A 24,056-nucleotide genomic window follows, 5' to 3' on the forward strand; every position below is an offset into this window, starting at 1 on the left:
GTGTTTCTATCGTATTTCGTTGCGAATCAGTAGATCTGCAACGGAATCCCTTGTGAGCCGGGTTACAGCATGCCAGGATCAGTCGTCAGATCGCATCAACAAACTGGAGCCGTCGATGCGCAAGACCCTTCGTCGCCCCCTGTCACCGGAGGCGGCGGCTCTGATAACCGCGACGCACCTCACTCGCCGTACCCTCGTGCGCGGCGCACTTGCCTCGGGCGCCCTCGCGGCCGCCGGTGGCACACTCGCCGCCTGCGGCACGGAGGGTACCAAGCAGACCGAGGCCAGTTGTGTCAGCGAGGACACCTCCAGCACGGACAAGAAGCTCGCGTTCTCCAACTGGCCGCAGTACATGGACGTCGACGAGAAGGACGAGTCCAAGCACCCGACCCTGGAGGCGTTCCAGAGCAAGACCGGCATCCAGGTCACCTACACCGAGGACATCAACGACAACGACGAGTTCTTCGGCAAGGTGCAGAACCAGTTGGCCGCCTGCCAGTCCACCGGCCGCGACATCATCGTGCTGACGGACTGGATGGCCGGCCGCATGATCCGGCTCGGCTGGATGCAGAAGCTGGAAAAGGCCAAGCTGCCGAATGTCGAGGCCAATCTGCTGCGCTCGCTGCGCGCGCGCTCCTTCGACAAGAACGACGAGTACGCGGTGCCGTGGCAGTCGGGCATGACCGGGTTGGCGTACAACGGCAACGTCACCAAGGAAGTGCGCACAGTCGACGAACTGCTCACCCGGGCCGATCTCAAGGGCAAGGTGACCTGCCTGACCGAGATGCGCGACACGATGGGCCTGCTGCTGCTGTCGAACGGGCATGACCCGACGAACTTCACCGAGGCGCAGTTCGACGACGCGCTGGAGAAGCTCAAGAAGGCGGTGTCGTCCGGGCAGATCCGCCGGTTCACCGGCAACGACTACGCCACCGACCTGGCCAAGGGCGACATCGCCGCGTGCATCGGCTGGTCCGGCGACGTCGTCCAGCTCACCGCCGAGGACGAAAAGATCAAGTTCGTCGTACCCGAGCAGGGTCTGATGATCTGGTCCGACAACATGCTCATACCCAACAAGGCCGCGCACCGGTCGAACGCCGAAGAGCTGATCAACTACTACTACGACCCGGAAGTGGCCGCCGAGCTCGCCGCGTACGTCAACTACATCTGCCCGGTCGAGGGCACCCGGGAGAAGATCGTCGCTATCGATCCGGAGCTCGCGACGAATCCGCTGATCTTCCCGGACGATGCGACGCTCGACAAGACCAAGGTGTTCATGGCGCTCGACGAGGCGCAGGAGAAGTCGTACTCGTCGAAGTTCCAGCAGGCGATCGGGGCGTGATAGATGGCAGACGGTGCTGACCTGCGTCTGGTCAACCTCACGAAGCGGTTCGGGATCTTCACGGCCGTCGACGACCTCAGCCTGACGATCCCGCAGGGCGGCTTCTTCGCCCTGCTCGGCGCGTCCGGCTGCGGCAAGACAACCACGCTGCGCATGGTGGCCGGCCTGGAAGAGCCGACATCCGGACAGGTCCTGCTCGGCGGGCAGGACATCGCCCGGCTGCGGCCGTACAAGCGCCCGGTCAACACCGTCTTCCAGAGCTACGCGCTCTTCCCGCACCTGGACGTCTTCGAGAACGTCGCGTTCGGCCTGCGCCGGCGCGGCGTCCGCGACATCGCGGCGCAGGTCGGCCGCATGCTCTCCCTGGTGCAGCTCGACGGGTACGACAAGCGCCGCCCCGCCCAGCTCTCCGGCGGCCAGCAGCAGCGGGTGGCGCTCGCCCGCGCGCTCATCAACCACCCGCAGGTGCTCCTGCTCGACGAGCCGCTCGGCGCGCTCGACCTCAAGCTGCGCCGCCAGATGCAGATCGAGCTCAAGCGCATCCAGACCGAGGTGGGGCTGACCTTCGTGCACGTCACGCACGACCAGGAGGAGGCCATGACGATGGCCGACACGGTCGCGGTGATGAACGCCGGGCGGATCGAGCAGTTGGGGGCGCCGGCCGAGATCTACGAGTTCCCGGCCACCCCGTTCGTGGCCAACTTCCTGGGCCAGTCCAACCTCCTCGCCGGGGAGGTCGCCGGGCGCTCCGCCGACGAGGTGGTGGTATCGGCGTACGGCTCGCGGTTCTCGCTGCCCGCGGCCCGCTGCCGGGCCGCTTCCGGCGACATCTATCTGGGGGTACGCCCTGAGAAGCTCCACCTGGCCCCGTCCGCCGAGGCGGTGCCGGCCGGGCATCAGTGGATCGCCGGCGTCGTCTCGGATTCGTCCTATGTGGGCGTCAGCACGCAGTACCTCGTCCGCACCTCATGGGGCACCGAGCTGTCCGCGTTCTCCTCCAACGCCGGCGTGCACGCGCAGCTGCCGCTCGGCGCGCAGGTGGTGGCGTACTGGCGGCCCGAGCACGCGTTCCTGCTCGCCCGCGAGGCGGGTGCCGGCGACGCGACCCAGCCGCTGCTGGAGCCGGTTCCATGACGGTCCTCGCCCGGCTCCCCGCCGAGCAGAACGCTCCGCAGAAGAAGCGGGGGCGCAGCAAGCTGCTGCCGTACCTGCTGCTGTTGCCGGGCGGCCTCTGGCTGCTGATCTTCTTCGCGGTGCCGGCCCTACAGCTCGCCGCGACCAGCCTGTACGACCCGAGCGGGTCGCTCGAACAGGGCTACGCGATGACGTGGGCGTTCGGCAACTACGCCGACGCGCTGTCCCAGTACTGGCCGCACTTCGTGCGTTCCCTGGTGTACGCGGGCATCGCCACCCTGCTCTGCCTGCTGCTCGGCTACCCGCTGGCGTACGCGATCGCGCAGAAGGCCACCCGCTTCAAGAACCTGATGCTGGTGTGCGTCATCGCGCCGTTCTTCACCAGCTTCCTGGTGCGCACGCTGGCCTGGAAGACCATCCTGTCGGACAACGGCTGGGTGGTCGGCGTGCTGCGCGACCTGCACATCCTCGGCGCCGACGGGCGGCTGCTGGCCACCCCGGCCGCGGTGGTGCTCGGCCTGACGTACAACTTCCTGCCGTTCATGGTGCTGCCGCTGTACGCCAGCCTGGACCGGCTCGACGGCCGGCTCCTGGAGGCGTCCAACGACCTGTACGCCAGCCCGATCCGGACGTTCGCCAAGGTGACGCTGCCGCTGTCGATGCCCGGCGTGGTGGCCGGCACGCTGCTCACGTTCATCCCGGCGGCCGGCGACTACATCAACGCCGAGCTGCTCGGTACGCCCAAGGAGTACATGATCGGCAACGTCATCGACTCGGCGTTCCTGGTGCGGCTGGACTACCCGCAGGCGGCGGCGCTGTCGTTCCTCCTGATGGCCGCGATCCTCGCAATCGTCTTCGTGTACGTGCGCCGGGCCGGAACCGACGAGGTGCTCTAGATGAAGCTCGGACGTTGGCTCGCCGACCACTGGGTGATGGCCGCCGGTGTGCTCGTGCTGGGCTACCTCTTCCTGCCGATCGCCGTGGTGGTCGGGCTGTCGTTCAACAAGCCGTCGAGCCGGCTGTCGTACGACTTCAACGAGTTCACATTGGACAACTGGACCAACCCGTGCGGTCCGGGGGACATGTGCGACGCGGTCGTGCGCAGCGTGCAGATCGGCTTCATCGCCACGATCGTGGCCACCGTGCTGGGCACGCTGATGGCGTTCGCCCTGGTACGGCACCGCTTCCGCGGCCGGTCCGCCACCAACCTGCTCATCTTCCTGCCGATGGCCACGCCCGAGGTGGTGATGGGCTCGTCGCTGCTGGCCCTCTTCGTGGCGGGGGCGTACCGCTGGGCATGGGCACGGTCATCATCGCCCACGTGATGTTCTGCGTCTCGTTCGTCGTGGTGACCGTCAAGGCGCGGCTGGCCGGGCTGGACAGCCGGCTGGAGGAGGCCGCGATGGACCTCTACGCCAGCGAGTGGCAGACCTTCCGGCGGGTCACGCTGCCGCTGGTCCTCCCCGGCATCGTCGCCGCCGCGCTGCTCGCGTTCTCGCTGTCGTTCGACGACTTCATCATCACGAACTTCAACTCCGGCACGACCGTCACGTTCCCCATGTACGTCTGGGGCGCGGCCCAGCGCGGCATCCCGCCGCAGGTGAACGTCGTCGGCACGGCCATGTTCCTGATTTCGTTGCTGTTGGTGCTGAGCACCACGTTCCGCCGGAGGCGGGCATGAGCGAGGGAGCTGGCGCGGCGGCGTCTTCCCAGCGGCGCCACGAATCGCAGCCATCCGCGGACACTGTCGCCGCTGGGAAGGCGTCGCCTTCTGGCGCCGCGCGACCGAGTGAATCAGGAGGCATAGCTTAGATGCGCGTTCTGCTGGTGGGGGCCGGCGGAGTCGGATCGGCGGCGGTGTCGATCGCGGTCCGGCGCTCGTTCTTCGAGATCATGGTGGTGGCCGACTACGACCCCGAGCGCGCCCTGCGTGCGGTGTCTACCTTGGACGGTCGCTTCATCGCCGAGCGGGTCGACGCCTCGTCGGCCGACGCCGTCGCGGCGCTGTGCCGCAAGCACCGGATCACCCACGTGCTCAACGCCGTCGACCCGCGCTTCGTCATGCCCGTCTTCGAGGGCGCGTACGCCGCCGGCGCCGACTACCTCGACATGGCGATGTCGCTGTCCACGCCGCACCCGGTGGCGCCGCACAAGGAGTGCGGCGTGAAGCTGGGCGACGCGCAGTTCGCCCGCAAGGACGCCTGGGAGGACGCCGGCCGGCTGGCGCTCGTCGGCATCGGCGTGGAGCCCGGCCTGTCCGACGTCTTCGCCCGGTACGCCGCCGACGAGCTCTTCTCCACCATCGACGAGATCGGCGTGCGGGACGGCGCCAACCTGGTCGTCGACGGGTACGACTTCGCCCCGTCGTTCTCCATCTGGACCACCATCGAGGAGTGCCTCAACCCGCCGGTGATCTGGGAGTCGCCGCGCGGCTGGCACACCACCGAGCCGTTCTCCGAGCCGGAGATCTTCGACTTTCCCGAGGGCATCGGCCCGGTCGAGTGCGTCAACGTCGAGCACGAAGAGGTGCTGCTGATCCCGCGCTGGATCGACGCCAAGCGGGTCACCTTCAAGTACGGCCTCGGTGCCGAGTTCATCGACGTCCTGCGTACCCTGCACAAGCTTGGCCTCGACGGCACCGCGCCGGTGTCCGTCGGCGGCGTGTCGGTGGCGCCGCGGGACGTGGTGGCCGCGTGCCTGCCCGACCCGGCCACGCTGGGGGACAGGATGCGCGGCAAGACCTGCGCCGGCACGTGGGTGCGTGGGCGCTCGACGGCCGGCCAGCCGCGCGAGGTCTACCTCTACCACGTCGTCGACAACGAGTGGTCGATGAAGGAGTACGGCCACCAAGCGGTCGTCTGGCAGACCGCGATCAACCCGGTGGTCGCCCTCGAACTGCTCGCCTCGGGCGCGTGGTCCGGCGCCGGTGTGCTCGGTCCCGAGGCATTTCCCGCCGCGCCGTTCCTGGGTTTGCTCACCGAATACGGCTCACCGTGGGGTATTCAGGAGATGTGACGCGATACGGAGCCATGTACGGCCCGGACTTGACGTTCCTGGGTGTCGACCGGTGCGACGTGACCGAGCCCGAGTCGTACGTCGACGCCGACGTGATGATCATCGGGGCGCCCTTCGACGGCGGCACCTCCAACCGGCCCGGCACCCGCTTCGGGCCGATGGCCATGCGCAAGGCGTGCTATCTGGCCCACGACGGCTCCCGGCCGTCCCTGGCGCTGCGCGTCGACGCCCTGCGCGACCTGCGCGTGTACGACGCGGGCGACGTGGAGATGTTCGGCGGCGACATCGAGCGGTCGCTCAACGCCCTGGAGCAGGTGGTCGCCGCCGTCGCCGCCGCCGGCGTGATCCCGGTGATCCTCGGCGGCGACCACTCGATCGCCCTGCCGGACGCGACCGGCGTGGCCCACCGCTTCGGCTACGGCCGGGTGTCGATGGTGCATTTCGACGCGCATGCCGACACCGGTGACATGGACTTCGGTTCGCTCTACGGGCACGGCCAGCCGATGCGCCGGCTTATCGAGTCCGGCGCGGTACGCGGCGACCGGTTCCTGCAGATCGGCCTGCGCGGGTACTGGCCCGGTCCGCCGGTCCTGGACTGGATGGCCGAGCAGCGCATGCGGTCGTACGAGATGACCGAGATCGTCGCCCGCGGCCTGAACGAATGCCTGACCGAGGCGTTCGCGATCGCGGTGGACGACTGCGACGGCGTCTTCCTGTCCGTGGACGTGGACGTGGTGGACCCCGGGATGGCGCCGGGCACCGGCACTCCCGAGCCGGGCGGCCTGACCACGCGGGAGCTGCTCGACGCCGTACGCCGCTGCTGTTACGAGCTGCCCGTGGTCGGCGTGGACGTGGTCGAGGTCTCCCCGCCGTACGACCACGCCGACGTCACCGCGTTCCTGGGCAACCGCGTCGTCCTGGAAGCCCTGTCCGCCATCGCCCGCCGCCGCAAGGGCCCCCGTGGGACCCACGACAACCCCTCCTAGACGCCCGCTAACAGTGCGCCGATCAAGGCTTTCCCCGTCGATCAAGGGCATACGGTCGTGGTTTGATCTCCGATCCACGACCCTTTGCCCTTGATCGACGCGAAAGCCCTTGATCCAGGACATGGAGCGGCGCCCGGGGTGAGCGATTCGGGTCCGCTCACCCCGGGCGCCGAGAGGGGGCCTAGCGGGTCACCTTGGGGAAGGTGAACCGCTGGGCCGTCCAGTGGGGGCGGTGGTTGGCTTGGTGCTCTCGTCGCCGCCGGGCCGGTCGCCCGTACCGGGCTTGTCGCCGTCGGGGCGGTCGGTGGAGCGCGGCGACGGCGTACCCGTGGGGCGGGGCTTCGGGGTGGCGCTGGGCCAACGGCGCAGCAGGTCGTCGCAGAACTTGTCGGCCTTGTCGCGGTCCCGGCCGCCGGCCTTGTCGGCGAGCTCGCGGAACTGGTTCTCGTTGAGCGCCTTGCCGCGGTGGTCGCGGTCCTTGCCGATGTAGTCGTGGCAGAGCCAGACCAGCCCGGGAGGCCCGGCCTTGTCGCTGGGGCGGCCGGTGGGGTGCGTCGTCGGGTGGGTCTTGTCCGGCTTCGGGCTGTGCGACGCGGAGGGGCCGCCAAACTTCAGCGGTCCGGGAAGAGTGCCGGTGGTGCTGGCGAGGGCGACGCCGCCGACGCCGAGGGCTCCGGCGGTCACTGCGGCGATCTTCACGGTGAGCAGCTTGGCCAGCGCGGTCTTGATCATGGATTGCCTCTGCGGTCGGGAATGTGGGTCGAGCTGAGTGGCCCGGAAGGCGGCCAGTGCCGCCGACTCACCCCGGACCGGCCCACCGCCGTGCGGCGCTGCCGCGGCGGCGAGTACGGCGGCGAGACGCGGCTGTCCGGCGTCGCGCGCGTCCGTTCCGCCGCGCAGTAGGCGCTCTGCCGTTGCGCGGTCGATGCGGCGTGGTCCTTCGTGGCTGCTCATTTCACCTTCTTCAGCGCCGAGGCGTTCTCAGATGTCACAGTGCCTTCTGTTCGTTCGCTCGCGCGGCGTCAAAGGCGCCGCCTTCCCTCGTCGCTTCGCTCCTCAGTCCAGACGCCGCCGCGCCAGCTCTCTCACTCGCACCGAGCTGCTCCGCCAGCCGGCGCAGGCCCCGGTACGCGGCCGTGCGTACCGCTCCGGCGCGCTTGCCCAGCACCCGGCCGGCCGTCTCGGCGTCGAGCCCGACGACGACGCGCAGCAGCACGGCCTCCGCCTGGTCGCGCGGGAGCGTGCCGATCAGCGCGATCGCCGCGCTCGTTCCGACCGACTCCATGGCCGCCTCGACGGTGTCCTCGGTGCCGGTCAGGTCGGCGAAGTGCTCGACCGGAGCCGCGACGCTGGGCCGCCGGCGCGCGCTGCGCAGATGGTCCATCGCCCGGTGCCGCGCGATGGTCACCGCCCAGCCGCGGAACTTGTCCCAGTCACCCCGGAAACCGCCCAGATCGCGGGCGATTTGCAGCCACGCTTCCGACGCCACGTCGTCGGCGTCATCGCCGACGAGTACGCGCAGATAGCGCATTAGCACGGGCTGTAGCGTCCGGTAGACCGTAAGGAACGCGGACTCGTCGCCGGCTTGTGCGGCCAGCACTGTGCCGGCCAGATCCGGCGGAGCGTGGAGGTCGATCGGTGCCTCCGCTACTTCCATACGGGCGTGAACCTCCGTGGGTGTCAGGGTCCCCTCTCGTACAGCGCCACGGGCCGTGGATGTGTCACACCGCGGTTCGTACGCGGTTGACCTGGCATGCCATCATTCTGGCTACCAAATCTTGAGCGGCAACGGGGGGCGGCGCGGGTCCGATGGGTGGGTTCGTCGATGCGGCGTTCGGTTTCCCGACCGTGCTTTTCAGTTTTCTGCTCGTGGCCGTCGTCGGCTACTGGGTCCTCGTGCTGATCGGCGCGCTCGACATCGAGGCGCTCGAAGGCGGATTCCTCGACGGTTTCGGGCTTTCCGGCGTACCGGCGACCGTCGCGCTCTCCATCGCCGTCGCGATCGCCTGGTTCGTCAGCCTGGTCGGCGGGGTGCTGCTCCCGTCGGCGCTCGTGCTGTCGATTCTCGTGTTGGTGGTGGCACTGGCCGTCGCGCTCTTCGCCACCCGACTGTTGCTGCGCCCGCTGCGGCCGCTGTTTTCCGGCGGCCCGGAGGCGTCGCGCAACGACTTCGTCGGCTCGCTCTGCGTCATCCGCACCGGCCGGGTGAGCCCCGATTTCGGCCAGGCGGAGGTTACCGCCGCCGACGGTTCATCCGCCATCATCCAGGTACGGCAGGCAGGCGCCGACGAGCTGGGCGCCGGCAGCTCCGCCCTGATCTACGACTACGACGCCGACGGGGAGTTCTTCTGGGTCACCCCCGTCGCACTCACGGATAGAGGGAACCACTGATGGGCGTCATCACCACGGGGCTCGGCGTGCTCATCGCCGTCGCCGTCTTCGTCGTAATCGTGCTGCTGTTCATGGTCAGCCGGCTGTTCCGCAAGGTCGAGCAGGGCAAGGCGCTGATCATCTCGAAGATCCGCAGGGTGGACGTCACGTTCACCGGTGCGGTGGTGCTGCCGGTGTTCAACAAGGCCGAGGTCATGGACATCTCGGTCAAGACGATCGACATCGAGCGCACCGGCAACGAGGGCCTGATCTGCCGGGACAACATCCGCGCCGACATCCGGATCTCGTTCTTCGTCCGGGTCAACAAGACGACCGAAGACGTCATCAAAGTGGCGCAGGCGATCGGCACCGCCCGGGCGAGCGACCAGGAGACGCTGCAGGAGCTGTTCAACGCGAAGTTCTCGGAGGCGCTCAAGACCGTCGGCAAGCAGCTCGACTTCGTCGACCTCTACACCAAGCGCAACGAGTTCCGCGACCAGATCATCGCGGTGATCGGCACCGACCTGAACGGCTACAGCCTGGAGGACGCCGCGATCGACTTCCTCGAGCAGACCCCGATGGCACGGCTCGACCCGAAGAACATCCTTGACGCGCAAGGCATCCGGAAGATCACCGAGCTGACCGCGATCGAGCACGTCAAGACGAACGAGTTCCAGAAGAAGGAAGAGAAGGAGATCACGCGGCAGAACGTCGACGCCCGGCAGACGATCCTGGAGTTGGAACGGCAGCAGGCCGAGGCGGAGATCAAGCAGCGCCGCGAGATCGAGACGATGCGGGCGCGCGAGGAGGCGGAGATCGCCACCGCGCACGCGCAGGAGCGGCTGCGGGCCGAGGGCGCGAACATCCGTACCGAGGAGCAGCTCGGCATCCAGCAGGAGAACAAGGCGCGCGAGATCGCGGTCGCGGAGAAGAACCGCGAGCGGGTCATCGCGATCGAGTCCGAGAAGATCGAAAAGGACCGGATGCTGGAGGTCATCTCGCGGCAGCGGGAGACCGAGCTGACCACGATCGCCAAGGACAAAGAGGTCGAGGGGAGAAGCGGGCGATCGCCGAGGTGATCCGCGAGCGGATCGCGGTGGAGAAGACGGTCGCCGAGCAGGAGGAGAACATCAAGCGCCTGCGGGTGGTCGAGGAGGCCGAGCGGACCCGCCAGGCGGTCGTGATCCAGGCCGAGGCCGAGGCGCAGGAGCACCTGGTCAAGGACATCAAGGCCGCCGAGGCGGCGGAGCAGGCCGCCAAGCACAAGGCGCGCGAGGCGCTCGTGCTTGCCGAGGCGCGCCAGCAGACCGCCGAGCTGGACACCCGGGCGAAGATCCGGCTCGCCGAGGGCGCGCAGGCCGAGGCGGCCGCCGCCGGGCTGGCCGATGTGCAGGTGCGGGAACGGGACGCGGCGGCCATCGAGAAGATCGGCCGGGCCGAGGCCGCGGTCGCGCGGGAGAAGGCGCTCGCCTCCGCGGAGGGCACCGAGAAGGTCGGCAAGGCCGAGGCCGCCGTGGAACGGGAGCGGGCGCTCGTGCTGGCCGACGCCGTACGCGAGAAGCTCAAGGGCGAGGCCGAGGGTCTGACCGAGAAGGCGGCCGCGATGGCCGCCCTGGACGACGCGACCCGCCAGCACGAGGAGTACCGGCTGCGGCTGGAGGCGGAGAAGGAGATCCGGCTCGCCGGCATCGAGGTGCAGCAGAAGATCGCCGAGGCGCAGGCGTCGGTCGTGGCCGCCGGCCTGGAGAAGGCGAACATCGACATCGTGGGCGGCGACAGCATGTTCGTCGACCGGCTGATGGGCTCGATCACCGCGGGCAAGAGCGTCGACGGCTTCGTCGGCCACTCCGACGTGGCGCAGGCGCTCGGCAGGCCGTGGCTGGACGGGTCGGCCAGCTTCCCCGAAGACCTATCCCGGATGCTCGGCTCGCTGAGCACCGCCGACGTGCAGAACCTGACGCTGTCGGCGTTCCTCGTGCAGCAGATCAAGGCGGGCGGCGCCGACGCGGACAAGCTCAAGGAGCTGCTGAACACCGCCAAGCGCCTCGGCCTGGCCGACGCCCCTCTCGCTGAGCTCAACTCGAAGTGACCACCGCGACAACCACGCCGCAGGCCGCACCCGCGCTGGACGTCGGGACCTACGAAGTCCTGCGCGGGCGGCTGGCCGAACGCTCGGCCGAGCTGGCCCGCCGCGCGGAGGCGTTGAACGCGCGCCGCCTGGAGGTCTTCGGCAGCGCGGAGATGCGGCTGATCGGCACCGAGCGGATCCGCACCGAAAACAACTGCGTGCCGCGCGACATCGTGTCGATCGGCGGGCTGATGCTCTTCGGGTACAACGTCTTCATCGGGCTGAAGCCGGAGACCACGGTCGACGACGTGTTCTCGCTGCACGCGTTCAGCCGCGACGGCGACGCGTTCCGCTTCGAGAGCGATCCCAGGGACACCCCGGACCCCGAGCCGCCCGGCGACGGTGGATTCCTGCGCGACCCGCAGTTCCTCCGGGACTTCGGCGAGCTGTACCGCTACTACCGGGACACCCGGCTGGTCCAGCTGCGCCGGCTCGACGGGCGGCTGCTCGCCGTCTTCCAGACCGGGCCGAACATCGAGGACATCCGGGTACTGCGGTGGCAGGTCGGTGCTGACGCTTCCGTGTCCTATCTGGACGGCCGCGGAGAGCGCGACCACACGTTCCCGCCCGCGCACGACTTCGAGTGGGTCGAGACGACGCGGGACAACCACGTGCTCGGGCGGCACCCACACATCTCCATCGGTGACGAGGTCTTCGTCGAGACCGTCGGCGGCAACCTGACCGTCAAGATAGAGAACAACACCGAGACCGGCGAGGGCATCTACTCCGAGCCGGTCGACGAGCCGTTGCAGAGCCTGGCCGACGCCGACGTGCACTACGCCCGGGTCGGGTCGCTGATCCTGCTGCGGGTACGGCCGTACAAGGAGACCGTGTGGCGGCACCTGGTCTTCAACACCAGGACCAAGACGGTGGTACGCCTCGACGGGATCGGGCAGGCGTGCCAGCGGCTGCCCGAGGACCACGGCATCATCTTCCCCGGCGGCTACTACCTGGCCACCGGCGTGACCAAGACGTTCGACACGGACGTGGCGAGCCTGGAGTTCGACCGGGTCATCCGCTCCACCAACGGCGAAGACGTGCTGTACGTCTTCCACGCCCGCGCGGACGGGCGCTCGCTGCTCCTGCCGTACAACGTGATCCGCAAAGAGGTGGCCAACCCGATCCCGTGCCACGGCTACTCGCTCTTCGACGACGGCACGCTCGTGGTGTTCCGGGCCACGTCGGAGGAGCCGACCCGGGTGCACCCGATGCAGGTGTGGCAGACGCCGTACGTGTCCGACACGTACGCGGCGGCGCAGCCGGTCGGCACCGGGCCGCTGGAGCGGGTGGGCAACGCCGACCTGGTACGCGGGATCTCGGACTGCCTCTCGGTGGGCCGGATGGTCAACGAGATGAGCCCGTCCACCGGCGTCTTCGAGGGTCTGATCGCGGCCTGCGCCCGGATCTTCGACCACTACCACTGGCTCGGCGAGGCCGAGCTCGGCGACCTGCGCAGCCCGCTCGCCGAGGTGCGGGCGACGGCCGAGCAGGTGCTGGACGAGTTCGAGAAGGTGCAGGCGCTCACCGGTCAGGCCGCCGCCGCTCTTGAGGAGGCCGCCGCCCGGATCCAGTCCCTGGTACGGCGTGCGCGCGGCGAGACTCCACAGTCGACGGACGCGTGGGTGCGCCAGATCGCTGAGCTGCACGCCGCCCAGGGCCACCTGGTGACGCTGCGGGAACTGCGCTATGTGGACACCGCTCGCATCGACGAGCTGTCCGGCGTACTCGATACGGAGCTGGCCTTGGCCGCGCAGCGGGCGGTGGGGTTCCTCCAGCGGGAGGACGCGTTCACCGGTTACCACGCGGAGATCGAGCGGCTGGTCGCGGACGCGGAGACCATCACGACCGTCGCGGCGGCCGAGCCGCTCGGCCAGCGGCTCGCCGAGCAGGCCGAGGGGATGCAGGTCATCACCGAGGTCGTGGGCACGCTCGACATCGCCGACGCCACCGTGCGCACCGGCATCCTGGAGCGGATCGGCGAGGTGCTCGGCGGCGTCAACCGCGCTCGGGCCACATTGGACGGTCGCCGCAGGGAGCTGCTGGCCACCGAGGGGCGGGCCGAGTTCGCCGCCGAGTTCGCGCTGCTGGGCCAGGCCATCACCGGCGCGCTCGCGGTCGCCGACACCCCGGAGAAGTGCGACGAGCAACTCGGCCGGCTGCTGCTCCAGCTGGAGAACCTGGAGTCGCGGTTCGGCGAGTTCGACGACTTTTTGGCCGACCTGGGCGCGAAGCGCACCGACGTGTACGAGGTGTTCTCCTCGCGCAAGCAGGCGCTGCTGGACGAGCGGGCCCGCCGGTCCGACCGGCTGGTCGAGTCGGCCGACCGGATCCTCACCAGCGTGCACCGCCGGATCGCCGGCCTGCGCTCGATCGACGAGGTCAACACCTACTTCGCCGCTGACCCGATGGTGGCCAAGCTGCGCTCGGTCGCGGAGGATCTGCGCGGCCTCGGCGACGCGGTCCGTGCCGAGGAGTTGGCGGGGCGGATCAAGTCCGCCCGCCAGGAGGCCGGCCGCAGCCTGCGCGACCGGCTCGACCTCTACAGCGACGGCGGCGAGACGATCCAGCTGGGCCGGCACCGCTTCGCCGTCAACACCCAGGCGGTTGACCTCACGCTCGTGCCGCACGACGGGCGGATGGCGGTCGCGGTCACCGGCACCGACTACCGCGCGCCCGTACGGGACGCGGACTTCGAGGCGACGCGGCCGTTCTGGGAGCAGTTGCTGGTCTCCGAGACGCCGGATGTGTACCGGGCGGAGTTCCTGGCCGCCTCGATGCTCGCCGACGGCGATCTGGACGCGCTCCACGAGGCCGCCGTCACCGAGGGCGGGCTCCGCGATCTGGTACGGCGCGCCGCCGAGACCCGCTATGACGAGGGGCACGAGCGCGGCGTGCACGACCAGGACGCCGCCGCGATCCTGGACGCCCTGCTGCGCCTGCACGCCGGCGCGGGACTGCTGCGCTACCCGCCGGCGGCCCGAGCCGCGGCTCAGCTCTTCTGGGCGTACGGCGCCGACGAGGCGACCCGGACCCGGCTGTCCACAAGGGCCGGTTCGCTCGGGCGGGCACGTGCTGCCTTCGGTAAGAGCCCGGCCATCGACGAGCTGTGCGCGGAGCTTTCCGAAGCGGTCGAAGGCATGGGCCTGCCCATCGACACCTACCTCGCGGGGAGTACCTCTTCGAGGAGCTGTCCAGCGCGCCGTTCGGCTTCGTCACCAGCGCCGGCGCCCGCGACCTGCTCGACAAGTTCCACCGCACGGTGGTGACGTCCTTCGAGGAAGATCTGCGGGCGCTGGACGGCGACCTGGCGGCCCGGCATCAGCTCGTGACCGCGTGGCTGAAGGCGTTTGTCGACAAGGCCGGCGGCGACGCGACCGACCTCCCCGAAGCCGTGGCCATCGAGCTGTGCGGCACCGAGCTGCCCCGGCACGACTCGTCGGCGGTGCTCTCCGCCGGCGTCGACGGGCTGCTCGGCACCCATCCGCGCGTCGCAGGGCGGCGGCTCGACGTACGCCTCGACGAGGTGCTGACCCGGATCCGGCGGTTCCGCGCCGAGCGGGTGCCGGCGTTCCGCGCGTACCAGCGGCAGCGCAACGACCTGGTGGCCCGCGAGCGCGCCCGGCTGCGTCTGGACGAGCACCAGCCGAAGGTGATGAGCGCGTTCGTCCGCAACCGGCTGCTGGACGAGGTCTACCTGCCGCTGATCGGCGACAACCTGGCCCGGCAGCTCGGCGCCGTCGGCGAGGCCAAGCGCACCGACCAGATGGGCCTGCTGCTGCTGATCTCGCCGCCCGGCTACGGCAAGACCACCCTCATGGAGTACGTCGCGAGCCGGCTCGGCCTGGTCTTCGTCAAGGTGAACGGGCCGGCGCTCGGGCACGCGGTCACGTCGGTCGACCCGGCCGAGGCGCCCAACGCCACGGCGCGGCAGGAGATCGAGAAGATCTCGTTCGCCCTGGAGATGGGCAACAACGTGCTGCTCTACCTGGACGACATCCAGCACACCTCGCCGGAGCTGCTGCAGAAGTTCATCTCGCTCTGCGACGCGCAGCGCCGGATGGAAGGGGTCTGGGAGGGCCGCACCCGCACGTACGACCTGCGTGGTAAGCGGTTCGCGGTCTGCATGGCGGGCAACCCGTACACCGAGTCGGGTCAGCGCTTCCGCATCCCGGACATGCTCGCCAACCGGGCCGACGTGTGGAACCTGGGCGACGTGCTGTCCGGCAAGGAAGAGCTGTTCGCGCTGAGCTACATCGAGAACTCGCTGACCGCCAACTCGGTGCTGGCCCCCCTGTCCACAAGGGAACGCGACGACGTGCAGCTGCTCGTACGGCTGGCCAAGGGCGACGAGACCGTGCAGCCGGACCAGCTCGCGCACCCGTACTCGGCGGTGGAGCTGGACCAGATGCTGGCGGTGCTGCGCAAGCTGCTGCGCGTACAGCGGGTGGTGCTGACCAACAACAAGGCGTACATCGCGTCGGCCGCCCAGTCGGACGCGTCCCGCACCGAGCCACCGTTCCAGCTACAGGGGTCGTACCGGAACATGAACAAGCTGGCCGAGCGGATCGTGCCGGTGATGAACGACGACGAGTTGGAAGCCGTCATCGACGACCACTACCTGGGCGAGGCGCAGACCCTCGCGGCCGGGGCCGAGGCCAACCTGCTCAAGCTCGCCGAGCTGCGCGGCCGGCTGACCCCCGAGCGGGCCGAACGCTGGACCGAGGTGAAGGCCGGCTACCTGAAGGCGAAGGCGCTGGGTGGTGCCGAGGACGACCCGATGACCCGGGCGGTCGGCGCGATCGGCCTCCTGGCCGACCGGGTAGGCGGCGTGGAAACGGCCATCAACCGCATCAACGAGTGAGGGCGTGCAGGATCCCCTCGCAGCTGCGGACGACCACGCCGGCGGCCCGGCGCTGCTCCAGGCTCAGCAGCGGATCCTCGGTCTGCTCCTGCCACCGGTAGAGGGCGTCCGAGCTCAGCTCCCACAGCTCGGTGGCGGTCGCCCGCTGGTCCACGCCCAGCCGGGCGGCCGTGCCCGTGCCGTTCTCGCCGATGAGGCGGCGGGCCTCGGCCTCCAAGGGCTTGTCGAGCCGGATCCGGTGGCCCTGGAGCGCGCCGAGCAGCCGCAGCTCGCGGAAGTCGTGCGCGTTCGCCAGCACGTGCTCCAGATCCGCGAGCAGCTTGTCCGCGCCCGGACGCGGCTCCGCGCGCAGCACCGCCTCCAGCGTGGCGAGCGCCGAACGGGCCTTGAGCGCGCCCGCCCGGTCGACGAAGCAGCGGCTGACCGCCTCGCGCAGGTCGGTCAGGCCGCTGCGGCGTACCAGTTCGGCGGCGAGCGCGGCGCGGGTGTCCGTGCCGGTGCGGATCAGCGTCGTCGCCAGCCGTACGCCGAAGATGCCCAGCCGGTCCAGCAATGCCCGCCTGGTCGCCACGTCGACCGGCGCCGGGAAGTCCGCGCCGGCGAAGCGGTCGGTGGAGAGCAGGTGGCTGTCCAGTTCGGCGCGCGGGGCACCGGCCAGTGTGGACAGGGCGGCGAACTCCGCGTCGGTCAGCACCCGGCCGGCCAAGGCGACCAGGCCGCCGAGCGCGACGACACCGAGGCACAGCCCGCCCACCTGGTGGTCGCGGTGGTGCTTGCGGGCCAGTTGCTTGGCTGCGAGCAGCGCGTCGATCCGGCCGCCGCCGATCTCGTCGGCCCGGGACAGCACGAGGATGACGTTGACCGGGGCCGCCCGCGCCACCGTACCGTCCTGCGCGACCTCCAGGAACCGCAGGTCGGTGCCCCGCCCGTCGCGGGTCAGGTAGAGGATCGCGTCGGCGTCGCGCAGCACCTTGTCGCCACTGGCCGGGAGCGCGGGCGTGTCCACGATGGTGGCGTTCCGGAGCGTACGGCTGGGCCAGGTGACCACCACGTCGTTGACCGCCGACGGCCGCCACCGTCCGATGTCGACGGCCAGCCCGTGCGTCGACCGGCTGACCGGCAGCTCGATCCCGGCCGGGTACGCGGTGGCGCGTGGCTCGGTCCCGTCCTGGTACCAGGTGAACACCTGTGCCCCGTCCCGCACCTCGATCGGGGCGACCTCCTCGCCCACCATCGCGTTGACCAATGTGGACTTGCCGGCCTGCCACGGCCCGGCGACGGCGATCCGCAGCGGCTCCCCGAAGCGGCTGAGGTGATGGTGCAGCCGCTCGGTCGCCGGCTGGCTGTCCCGGTAGAGGTCAAGCGCCTCCCGCAACAGCGCCCACGCCGACTCTTCCAGAGTGGACGTCACGCCACGGGTTCCAGGGTACGAGGGAGCGTGGACAGGGTCTGGGCCCGGTCGTAGAGGGCGGCGAGGCGCCGCATCTTCTGCTGGATGTCGCGGTGCCGCTGGTCCCGCTCCAGGGCGTCGGCGTCGGCCGCCTGCTTGGCGGTGCGCAGCGAGTGGACGATCGCCTCCTGCAACTGCTCGGTCAGGCCGGTGAAGTGGTCGCGCAGCGCGCGCTGCACCCAGCGGGCGGTGTCCTTGCACTCCTTGTTCAGGCGGAGGAAGAAGTCGTCGACGTGCCGCTGGGAGGCCAGCTTGGCGGTCGCCTGGCGGCGCTTGAGCATCGACCTGCCCTCGTCCCGGATGCTCTTGCCGCCGAAGAGCGCGCCGGCGCCGAGCGAGACCGGGTTGATGAGCGGCATGCCGGCCAGCGTGGTGGCGAGGCCGAACATCAGCAGTCCGCCGTACGAGCCGCGCAGCCCGGTGAAGATCTTCTGGGCCGGGGTGAACTTCTCGATGTTCGGCCGCTCCAGCTCGTTCAACTGCTCGGCCAGCCGGTCGGGTACGCCGTGCCGCCATTCGGGGAGGATGTCGGCGCCGTACCTGACGAAGTGGTCGGCGACCCGGCCGGTGACCCAGTCGCACCGCTGCACCAGCCAGGCGAAGTTGGCCTCGGTCGCCTCGGTGAGGTTCTTCTCCATCCAGGACTGGTATTCGTCCCACGCCTTGAGCGGGTCGGCCGTCTCGAACGCCTCGTCGACCTTGCGCATGATCTGCCGGGTGCGGTCGCGCAGGTCGTACTCGATGTCGGACATGAGGTCGGTCATCTCGTCCGCGAGCGTGTTCTGCCAGCGGGTCGAGCACCGGCGCAGCTCGTCGAGCCCGCGCTGGGCGTCGTACAGCCGGGAGATCGATCCGGAGTCCTCTGTGGACAGCTCGGCGCGCAGCGGCGCGGCGAGCTGCTCGATGACCGTGGTGGCCAGCAGGCCCACCGTGCTGGGGGCGAGGACGTCCTTCTTCGTACCCAGGTCGCGGGTGAGCCGGGCGATCAGCTCGGGAAAGCCGGACTCGGCGTTGATGGCCTTGTCGTTGGTGCGGGCGGCCTGCAGCCGCAGGGCCGCGGAGACCGGCAGCAGCGTGGCCGGCACGCCGGCGCTGGCGAGGTGCTCGCGGTTGCGCTCGGCGATCGTCCGCCAGTGCGGCGAGATGTCGGTCTTCGTAAGTGCGACGAGCACCCGCGGGTGTGACTGCATGACGTGGAGAAGCAGGTCGACTTCGGTGACGGACAGTTCGCGTGTCGCGTCCGTGACCAACAGCACGAGGTCCGCCTTCGGCAGCGGCACGGAATGCCGCTCGTCGGTGCCCGGCGTGTCGATGAGGACGATGCCCGACGCCAGCAGGCCGCGCGGCACACCGATCTCGGCGTGCCCGGGATCGGCGCCGGACCACCGGCCGGACCCGCTGCTGATCCGGGACGCGATGTCGGCCACCGGCATGGCGATCCGCTCCTCGGCGTCGCCCGCCGGCACCAGCGCCGCGGACGGCGTCTCGGCGTGCCGTACCACGGTCGGGATCGCGGTGGTGATGCCGTCGCCGACGGGACACACCGGCGCGTTGATGAGCGCGTTGATGAGCTGGCTCTTGCCCTGCTTGGGCTCGCCGATGACCAGCACCCGCAGCGTCGGGTCGAGCAGCTGCGCCCGCTTCTGCAGCAGCCGGTGGACCAGGTCGGTGCGGCCGAGGGATGCGCAAACCCGAGCCGTCTCGTCCAGGACGTCGAGCCAGATGGGTGCCATCACCGGACCAAGTGTGCTGATTTCCCCGCATTTATCAAGAGGGGGTGGGAGATCGGCCCGATCCGATCTCCCACCCCCGGGACCTCTGTAACGTTCTCGGCGCGCGCAGCGATTAGAAGAGAATGTCGGTCACACCAAGCAGGCCACCGTCCGCGCCCGCGTCGGCTGTGCCGTGCAGACCCGCCGCGCTGGCCGAGCCGTGCAGGCTCGCGTCCGCGTCGCCGCTCAGCAGGCCGGAGACGCCCACACCGTCCAGCGTGCTGTCCACAGTGCTCGTGACGCCACCGGTCAGCGAGCCGCTGCCGTCGAGGGTGCCGTGCAGGGTCCCGTCGACGTCGGGCAGGTCCACGCCCAGCCCGGAGGTCACCGAGCCGACCAGGTCGCTCGCGCCGCCGACCTGCCCGGTCACGCCGCCGAGGACGTCGTCGTCGAGTGGCGTGCCGCCGCCGATGAGGCCGTGCGCCGTACCCAGAGTGGTGTCGACCGCGCCGGCGGCGTCCGTCCCGACCTGCCCGACCACGTCGGAGTCCAGGGTGTTCGCCACGTCGTGCACGCCCGACAGGTCGGCGGCCACGCCGGACGGGCCGCCCGCCACCGAGATACCCGGCAGGATGCTGGTCGTCCCGACGGCGAACCCGCCGGCGTCGACGGTGATCGCGGCGGCGCCGGCGAAGTTGACGTCGGCCGTGGTCGACTGCGCGCCGAGGGCGAGCTGGTTGGTGACGGTCTGCAGCTGGCCGATCGCGCTGGTCGCGGTGTCGAGCGAGCCGAGCCCGCCGAGGCCGAGGTCGCCCACCGGCGCGAGGTTCGCGATGCCCTGGACGGGCGCGTAGTCGACGACGAGCGGAACCACGTCCTGCACGTCCGCCGCGGTGATGTCACCGAGGCCGGCGGCGTTGAGCGTGCCCTCGGGGTCGAGCTCGAAGGCGGAGCGCGCCTCGGAGTTGGTGAGCAGGTTCAGCACGAAGTCGTGCAGGGTCTGATTCGATTCCATGCGCCGACCGTATGAGCGGGGTGGCGGGCCGGGCATCGGGGACGGCGCCGGGTTTCGCCCCGCCGTGGTTAGGGCGTCCGGGGCCCGTCCGTTAGGGGACTAGGGGTCCGTCCCGGCAGAATTAGTGGCCCATAAGTGCAGATATCTCTGGTACGAACGTAGAGGTCCGCTGGGGAGGAGAGCGCTCGGATGCCGTACGTGCTGGGGATCGACATCGGTGGCACCACCACGTCTGCCGCTGTGTCACGGCTCAGTAGCGCGGGGTGGGCGGCGCCGGAGGTGGTCCGGCTAGGGGTTCGGTCGGCCGCCGTACCGTCGGTGCTGCACGTCTCGGGCGACGGCGCGCTCACCGTGGGTGATCCGGATCAGCTCGACGCCGGTCGGGTCGCCCGCGGTTTCATCCGCCGGGTCGGTGACGACGTGCCGCTCATCGTCGGTGGCGAACCGTGCACGCCGCAGGCGCTGGTCGCCGTCCTGGCGATGTGGGTCGTCGAGCGGGTGCTGGCTCACGAGGGGGAGCCGGCCGAGCAGGTCGTCATCAGCCATCCGGCGAGTTGGGGCGCGTACCGCAGGGAGCTGTTGCACCAGGCCCTGTGGGACATCGGCCTGGCCACCGTCACGCTCCTGCCGGAGCCGGTGGCCGCGGCCGAGAGCCACGCCGCGCGCGGCTGGGGCGGCGGCACGCTGGGCGTCTTCTCCCTCGGCGGCACCGAATTCGAGGCGTCCGTCGTGCGCTGGGCCGACCCCGTCGGCTTCCGCCTCCTCGGCAGCGCGAGCGCCGTCGAACCGTTTGGCGGGGCCGACATCGACGAGGCGCTCGTCGGCCACGTGCGGTCGCGGCTCGACAAGCAAATGCGCCACTTGTACGCGTCGGCGCCGCACGCCCGTGCGGCGCTGTTCGGGTTGCGCCGCGAGTGCCAGCGGGTCAAGGAGGACCTGACCGCGGCCCTGGAGACGGACGTGATCCTGACGGCGTCCCACGGACAGGTTCGCGTGCCGGTGAACCGGGCCGACCTGGAGGAACTGATCCGACCTGCGCTGCGGGTGAGCGTCGACACACTGGTCCGGGTGGTGCGGACTTGTGGCCTGCGACCGTCCGAGCTGGACGGCGTGCTCCTGGTCGGCGGCGCGGCGCGGATGCCGCTGGTCGCGGAGCTGGTCCGGGCCGCGCTGCCCGGTCCGGTGTCGGTCGAGCCGGAGCCGCAGACCACGGCCGCGGCCGGCGCGGCCCTGGCCGCGGTGCAGATCGTGGCGCCGCCGGCGGTGCGGAGCCACGGTCCTGTGTGGACCTCTCAGGCCACGTGGACCTCTCAGCTTCCGGTCGTCGCTTCGCCGAACCCGGAGCCCGCGCCGCACGTGGAACAAGATGACACGGGCGCGGGGCCGCCGCCGCGCCCACCCGTGAAGATCACGCCATTGAAGCTCCCGCGGATGCGCTCGGCTCAGCGCCTCTTCGGGCTGGTCGGAGGGCATCCTTGAGCGCCAGGATCGTCATGGCCGCAGGGCTCGTGCTGGACGAGCGGGCCAGGGCACTTCTTGACGCGGCCGAGGCCGCACCGCACGCGCCGCTGCGGGTCGCCCTTTGCGCCCCCGGCGGGTACGGCAAGAGCGCGCTCCTGCGCGAGCTGGGCCGCGTCTACCGGCGGGCCGGCGTGCCGGTCGTCGACGCGTGGCACGAGGGCGACCCGCCCGATGGCTTCGTGCTGCTGGTCGACGACGCGCACCGGCTCGGCGCGGAGCGGCTGGGCGAGCTGCGCCGGCTGGTCGAGACCCGGCGACCGGGCGTGGTGCTGGCGTACCGGCCCTGGCCGCGACCGGCCGGCCTGACCGACCTGGTGGAGCTGCTCCGGCCGGCCGGGCCACCGCTCGCGCTCGCGCCGTTCACCGCGGCACAGACGGCTGAGTACCTCGGCGTGGCGCCGGATTCGCCGGCCGCCCGGCACATCCACGCGCAGACCGGCGGCGTACCCCGGCTGGTGGAACGCCTGGCGCCGCTGGCCGAACGGCCCGACGAAAGCCTGCCCCCGGAGGTCCTGCTCCCGTTCCGGGCGGATCTGGAGGACGTGGACGGCGACCTGCGCGGGCTGCTGCTCGCCGCCGCCACCGGCGTGGAGCTCCCGGCCGACCTGCTCGGGGCGCTGCTGGAGCGGGGCCGGAGGCGGTCGACGAGGTGCTCGACGCGGCGCGGGCGACCGGGTTGATGGCGCCGGACGGGCGGCTGGTGCCGATCGCCCGGCTCGCTGTGGCGTCGCTCAGTCCCGCGGCGCACCGGACCGCGTTGTGGCACCGGCTCGCGGCGCTCCAGCAGGCGCGCGGCGGAGCCGTACTCCCGCTGGTGCGCGCCCTGCGCGAGGCCGGGGTGGGCGGCGGCGGCCTGGCCGTGGCGTTCGAGGCGGCGGCCGACGAGGCGCTCGCCGACGAGCCGGCGCTGGCCGCGGAGCTGTTCGCCGAGGCGGCTTCCGCCGGGCGGCCGACGGCCGCGCGCCGGGCGCTGGCCGCGGCGCTCTCCGGCGACCTCGACTCGGGGCTGCGCCTGGCCGACCGCCTGGTCGCCGAAGGCTCGCCGGACCGTGCTGCCGGTGCCGCGGTGTCCGCGACCGCGCTGGCGCACCGCGGCCAACTCGGCCGCGGCGCCGAACTCTACCGGTGGTCGGGCACCGCCTCGTCGGTGTCGTTCGCCGCCATCGGCTTCATCGGTACGGGGCAACTGGACCGCGCCGACGACCAGACGGCGCCGGACGGGCCGCCCACGCTGCTCACCGGCGCTGCCGCCCTCATGGCGAGCGGCGTCCGGGAGTCGCTGACCGGCTCGGCGACCGCGGCACTGTCCACACTGGTGCAGGCGTCCGCGCTGCTCGAACCGGCCGGCCAGGCGGTGCTGCTGCCGGACAGCCCGGCCGCGCTCGCCGCGCTGGTGGCGCTCCACAGTGGTGAATTGGAGACCGGGGAGTCCGTCCTGGACCGGGCCGTCGAGGCGGACATGGGCGCGGCGCTCATGTCCCGCCGGCACCGGCTGCTGCAGGCGTGGATCCTCATGCTGCGCGGGCGCACCGCCGCGGCCGCCGAACGCCTGGCCGCCGTGGGCACCACCGGGCTCGAACCGCGCGACCTGCTCTTCGCCACCGCCCTCGACGTCGGCATCGCCCGGCGCAACAGCGACCTCGCGGGGCTGCACCGTGGCTGGGCCCAGGCGCGCGAGGCCGCCATGCGCAACCCGGTCGACCTCTTCACCCTGCTGCCGCTGGGCGAGCTGGCGGTCGCCGCCGCGCGCCTCGGCGAGCAGAGCCGGCTGACCACCCACCTGTACGAGGCGCGGCGCCTGCTCGACCGGCTGGGCAACCCACCACTGTGGTCGACGCCGCTGCGCTGGAACGGTCTGCACGCCGCGATAATCGCCGAGGAACCGGCAGTCGCCGATGAACACGCCGCCGCGTTGGTGGCCGCCGCCCGGCACACCCGGTACGGTGCCGTGGTGGCCGCGGCGGCCGAGAGCTGGTTGGAGGTCCTGCGCGGAGCCGTCGATCCGGCCAAAGTGGAGGCCGCCGCCCGCGGCCTGCACGGTGCAGGGCTGTGGTGGGACGGGGCCCGGCTGGCGGGGCAGGCCGCGATCCGTACGTCGGACCGCAGAGCCATGACCGCGCTACTGGACTGCGCACGCCTCCTTCAGGGATCCTTGCGGGGCACGCAGTCGGGGGCGCATCGGGGGGTGCCTCGCCCGCCGACCAGGTCACGGAGGCGTTCACCACGCCGGCCAGGAGCCTGCTCAGCGAACGCGAACAGGAGGTGGCGGATCTCGTGCTTACGGGCCTGACGTACAAGCAGATCGGCGACCGCCTCTTCATCTCGGCAAAGACGGTGGAGCACCACGTCGCGCGGATGCGGCAACGGCTGGGCTGCGCGAATCGCAGCGACCTGCTGGCCAAGCTCCGCGCGATGACCGCCGAGCAGCCCGGTGGCGCGGGCGCGCGGCGGGCACCCTGGCCACGGCGGCCGGCTGACTGACCGATTACTTCATAAGGGGGACTACGTGACGCACCCGGCGG

21 protein-coding genes are annotated in these 24,056 nt (G+C 70.8%); 16 read left to right on the forward strand and 5 right to left on the reverse strand.

What is annotated here, in order from left to right; all coding sequences use genetic code 11:
- Positions 1 to 196 precede the first annotated feature (196 nt).
- From Prum_RS24050 to speB, 7 genes are all read left to right on the forward strand, one after another.
- A complete protein-coding gene (locus Prum_RS24050) occupies positions 197 to 1,342 on the forward strand; it encodes a polyamine ABC transporter substrate-binding protein (protein ID WP_246278057.1) in 1,146 nt (381 codons plus the stop codon).
- Between the two features lie 3 nt (positions 1,343 to 1,345).
- On the forward strand, positions 1,346 to 2,476 hold the full coding sequence (locus Prum_RS24055) for an ABC transporter ATP-binding protein (protein WP_173078541.1): 1,131 nt from the start codon (positions 1,346 to 1,348) through the stop codon (positions 2,474 to 2,476).
- Positions 2,473 to 3,372 carry an ABC transporter permease gene (locus Prum_RS24060; protein ID WP_173078542.1) on the forward strand — a complete coding sequence of 300 codons (900 nt, stop codon included), beginning with the start codon at positions 2,473 to 2,475 and terminating at the stop codon, positions 3,370 to 3,372. The genes Prum_RS24055 and Prum_RS24060 overlap by 4 nt, the downstream gene beginning before the upstream one ends.
- Positions 3,373 to 3,801: an ABC transporter permease gene (locus Prum_RS51795; protein WP_246278058.1), complete on the forward strand. Its 429-nt coding sequence runs from the start codon at positions 3,373 to 3,375 to the stop codon at positions 3,799 to 3,801.
- Positions 3,774 to 4,157: an ABC transporter permease gene (locus Prum_RS51800; RefSeq protein ID WP_246278059.1), complete on the forward strand. Its 384-nt coding sequence runs from the start codon at positions 3,774 to 3,776 to the stop codon at positions 4,155 to 4,157. Before Prum_RS51795 ends, Prum_RS51800 begins: the two co-directional genes overlap by 28 nt.
- Positions 4,158 to 4,288: 131 nt before the next feature.
- Entirely contained in the window at positions 4,289 to 5,491 is a 1,203-nt protein-coding gene (locus Prum_RS24070; protein WP_173078543.1) for a saccharopine dehydrogenase family protein, read from the forward strand.
- Positions 5,488 to 6,477: an agmatinase gene (gene speB, locus Prum_RS24075; RefSeq protein ID WP_173078544.1), complete on the forward strand. Its 990-nt coding sequence runs from the start codon at positions 5,488 to 5,490 to the stop codon at positions 6,475 to 6,477. The genes Prum_RS24070 and speB overlap by 4 nt, the downstream gene beginning before the upstream one ends.
- A gap of 189 nt (positions 6,478 to 6,666) precedes the next feature.
- On the opposite strand, the gene Prum_RS24080 is transcribed toward speB, so the two are convergent.
- A complete protein-coding gene (locus Prum_RS24080; protein WP_173078545.1) occupies positions 6,667 to 7,431 on the reverse strand; it encodes a hypothetical protein in 765 nt (254 codons plus the stop codon).
- Between the two features lie 34 nt (positions 7,432 to 7,465).
- Positions 7,466 to 8,134, reverse strand: coding sequence for an RNA polymerase sigma factor (locus tag Prum_RS24085; RefSeq protein ID WP_173078546.1), 669 nt, complete (start codon positions 8,132 to 8,134; stop codon positions 7,466 to 7,468).
- A gap of 152 nt (positions 8,135 to 8,286) precedes the next feature.
- Here Prum_RS24085 and Prum_RS24090 point away from each other — a divergent pair, with 152 nt between their 5' ends.
- The 5 genes from Prum_RS24090 to Prum_RS51815 are packed head-to-tail and all read left to right on the forward strand — an operon-like array spanning position 8,287 to position 15,836.
- Positions 8,287 to 8,868: a hypothetical protein gene (locus Prum_RS24090; protein WP_173078547.1), complete on the forward strand. Its 582-nt coding sequence runs from the start codon at positions 8,287 to 8,289 to the stop codon at positions 8,866 to 8,868.
- Positions 8,868 to 9,926 carry a flotillin family protein gene (locus Prum_RS51805; protein WP_246278060.1) on the forward strand — a complete coding sequence of 353 codons (1,059 nt, stop codon included), beginning with the start codon at positions 8,868 to 8,870 and terminating at the stop codon, positions 9,924 to 9,926. Before Prum_RS24090 ends, Prum_RS51805 begins: the two co-directional genes overlap by 1 nt.
- A complete protein-coding gene (locus Prum_RS51810; RefSeq protein ID WP_246278061.1) occupies positions 9,923 to 10,936 on the forward strand; it encodes a coiled-coil domain-containing protein in 1,014 nt (337 codons plus the stop codon). The genes Prum_RS51805 and Prum_RS51810 overlap by 4 nt, the downstream gene beginning before the upstream one ends.
- Positions 10,933 to 14,241 (forward strand): DNA repair ATPase, encoded by a 3,309-nt coding sequence (locus Prum_RS24100; RefSeq protein ID WP_246278062.1) that lies wholly within the window; start codon positions 10,933 to 10,935, stop codon positions 14,239 to 14,241. The genes Prum_RS51810 and Prum_RS24100 overlap by 4 nt, the downstream gene beginning before the upstream one ends.
- Positions 14,238 to 15,836, forward strand: a complete 1,599-nt coding sequence (locus Prum_RS51815) for an AAA family ATPase (protein ID WP_246278063.1) — start codon at positions 14,238 to 14,240, stop codon at positions 15,834 to 15,836. The genes Prum_RS24100 and Prum_RS51815 overlap by 4 nt, the downstream gene beginning before the upstream one ends.
- Here the strand turns inward: Prum_RS51815 and Prum_RS24105 are convergent.
- The 3 genes from Prum_RS24105 to Prum_RS24115 form a co-directional block, all read right to left on the reverse strand.
- Complete coding sequence (locus Prum_RS24105) at positions 15,826 to 17,247, reverse strand: P-loop NTPase family protein (protein ID WP_173078548.1); 1,422 nt, start codon at positions 17,245 to 17,247, stop codon at positions 15,826 to 15,828. The genes Prum_RS51815 and Prum_RS24105 overlap by 11 nt on opposite strands.
- Positions 17,244 to 19,019, reverse strand: coding sequence for a dynamin family protein (locus Prum_RS24110; protein WP_173084095.1), 1,776 nt, complete (start codon positions 19,017 to 19,019; stop codon positions 17,244 to 17,246). Before Prum_RS24110 ends, Prum_RS24105 begins: the two co-directional genes overlap by 4 nt.
- Positions 19,020 to 19,131: 112 nt before the next feature.
- Entirely contained in the window at positions 19,132 to 20,013 is an 882-nt protein-coding gene (locus Prum_RS24115; protein WP_173078549.1) for an IniB N-terminal domain-containing protein, read from the reverse strand.
- A 189-nt stretch (positions 20,014 to 20,202) separates the two neighbouring features.
- Between Prum_RS24115 and Prum_RS24120 the strand changes: the two genes are divergently transcribed.
- Genes Prum_RS24120 through Prum_RS49665 form a run of 4 tightly spaced genes read left to right on the forward strand, consistent with a single transcriptional unit; the run spans position 20,203 to position 24,015 of the window.
- Complete coding sequence (locus tag Prum_RS24120) at positions 20,203 to 21,492, forward strand: Hsp70 family protein (RefSeq protein ID WP_173078550.1); 1,290 nt, start codon at positions 20,203 to 20,205, stop codon at positions 21,490 to 21,492.
- Positions 21,489 to 22,214, forward strand: coding sequence for a hypothetical protein (locus tag Prum_RS49660; RefSeq protein ID WP_218577313.1), 726 nt, complete (start codon positions 21,489 to 21,491; stop codon positions 22,212 to 22,214). The genes Prum_RS24120 and Prum_RS49660 overlap by 4 nt, the downstream gene beginning before the upstream one ends.
- Entirely contained in the window at positions 22,184 to 23,824 is a 1,641-nt protein-coding gene (locus Prum_RS24125) for a hypothetical protein (protein ID WP_218577314.1), read from the forward strand. The genes Prum_RS49660 and Prum_RS24125 overlap by 31 nt, the downstream gene beginning before the upstream one ends.
- Complete coding sequence (locus tag Prum_RS49665) at positions 23,809 to 24,015, forward strand: response regulator transcription factor (RefSeq protein WP_218577315.1); 207 nt, start codon at positions 23,809 to 23,811, stop codon at positions 24,013 to 24,015. The genes Prum_RS24125 and Prum_RS49665 overlap by 16 nt, the downstream gene beginning before the upstream one ends.
- Positions 24,016 to 24,056: the final 41 nt, after the last annotated feature.

The organism is Phytohabitans rumicis, from assembly GCF_011764445.1.
GTDB lineage: Bacteria > Actinomycetota > Actinomycetes > Mycobacteriales > Micromonosporaceae > Phytohabitans > Phytohabitans rumicis.

Bases quoted from the DNA above. Each gene is read 5' to 3' on its own strand.
- Prum_RS24120 (WP_173078550.1), top strand. From the start codon at position 20,203: ATGCCGTACGTGCTGGGGATCGACATCGGTGGCACCACCACGTCTGCC.
- Prum_RS24060 (WP_173078542.1), top strand. From the start codon at position 2,473: ATGACGGTCCTCGCCCGGCTCCCCGCCGAGCAGAACGCTCCGCAGAAG.
- Prum_RS51795 (WP_246278058.1), top strand. From the start codon at position 3,373: ATGAAGCTCGGACGTTGGCTCGCCGACCACTGGGTGATGGCCGCCGGT.
- Prum_RS51800 (WP_246278059.1), top strand. From the start codon at position 3,774: ATGGGCACGGTCATCATCGCCCACGTGATGTTCTGCGTCTCGTTCGTC.
- Prum_RS24080 (WP_173078545.1), bottom strand. From the start codon at position 7,431: ATGAGCAGCCACGAAGGACCACGCCGCATCGACCGCGCAACGGCAGAG.
- Prum_RS24115 (WP_173078549.1), bottom strand. From the start codon at position 20,013: ATGGAATCGAATCAGACCCTGCACGACTTCGTGCTGAACCTGCTCACC.
- Prum_RS24070 (WP_173078543.1), top strand. From the start codon at position 4,289: ATGCGCGTTCTGCTGGTGGGGGCCGGCGGAGTCGGATCGGCGGCGGTG.
- Prum_RS24090 (WP_173078547.1), top strand. From the start codon at position 8,287: ATGGGTGGGTTCGTCGATGCGGCGTTCGGTTTCCCGACCGTGCTTTTC.
- Prum_RS51805 (WP_246278060.1), top strand. From the start codon at position 8,868: ATGGGCGTCATCACCACGGGGCTCGGCGTGCTCATCGCCGTCGCCGTC.
- Prum_RS24055 (WP_173078541.1), top strand. From the start codon at position 1,346: ATGGCAGACGGTGCTGACCTGCGTCTGGTCAACCTCACGAAGCGGTTC.
- Prum_RS24110 (WP_173084095.1), bottom strand. From the start codon at position 19,019: ATGGCACCCATCTGGCTCGACGTCCTGGACGAGACGGCTCGGGTTTGC.
- Prum_RS24085 (WP_173078546.1), bottom strand. From the start codon at position 8,134: ATGGAAGTAGCGGAGGCACCGATCGACCTCCACGCTCCGCCGGATCTG.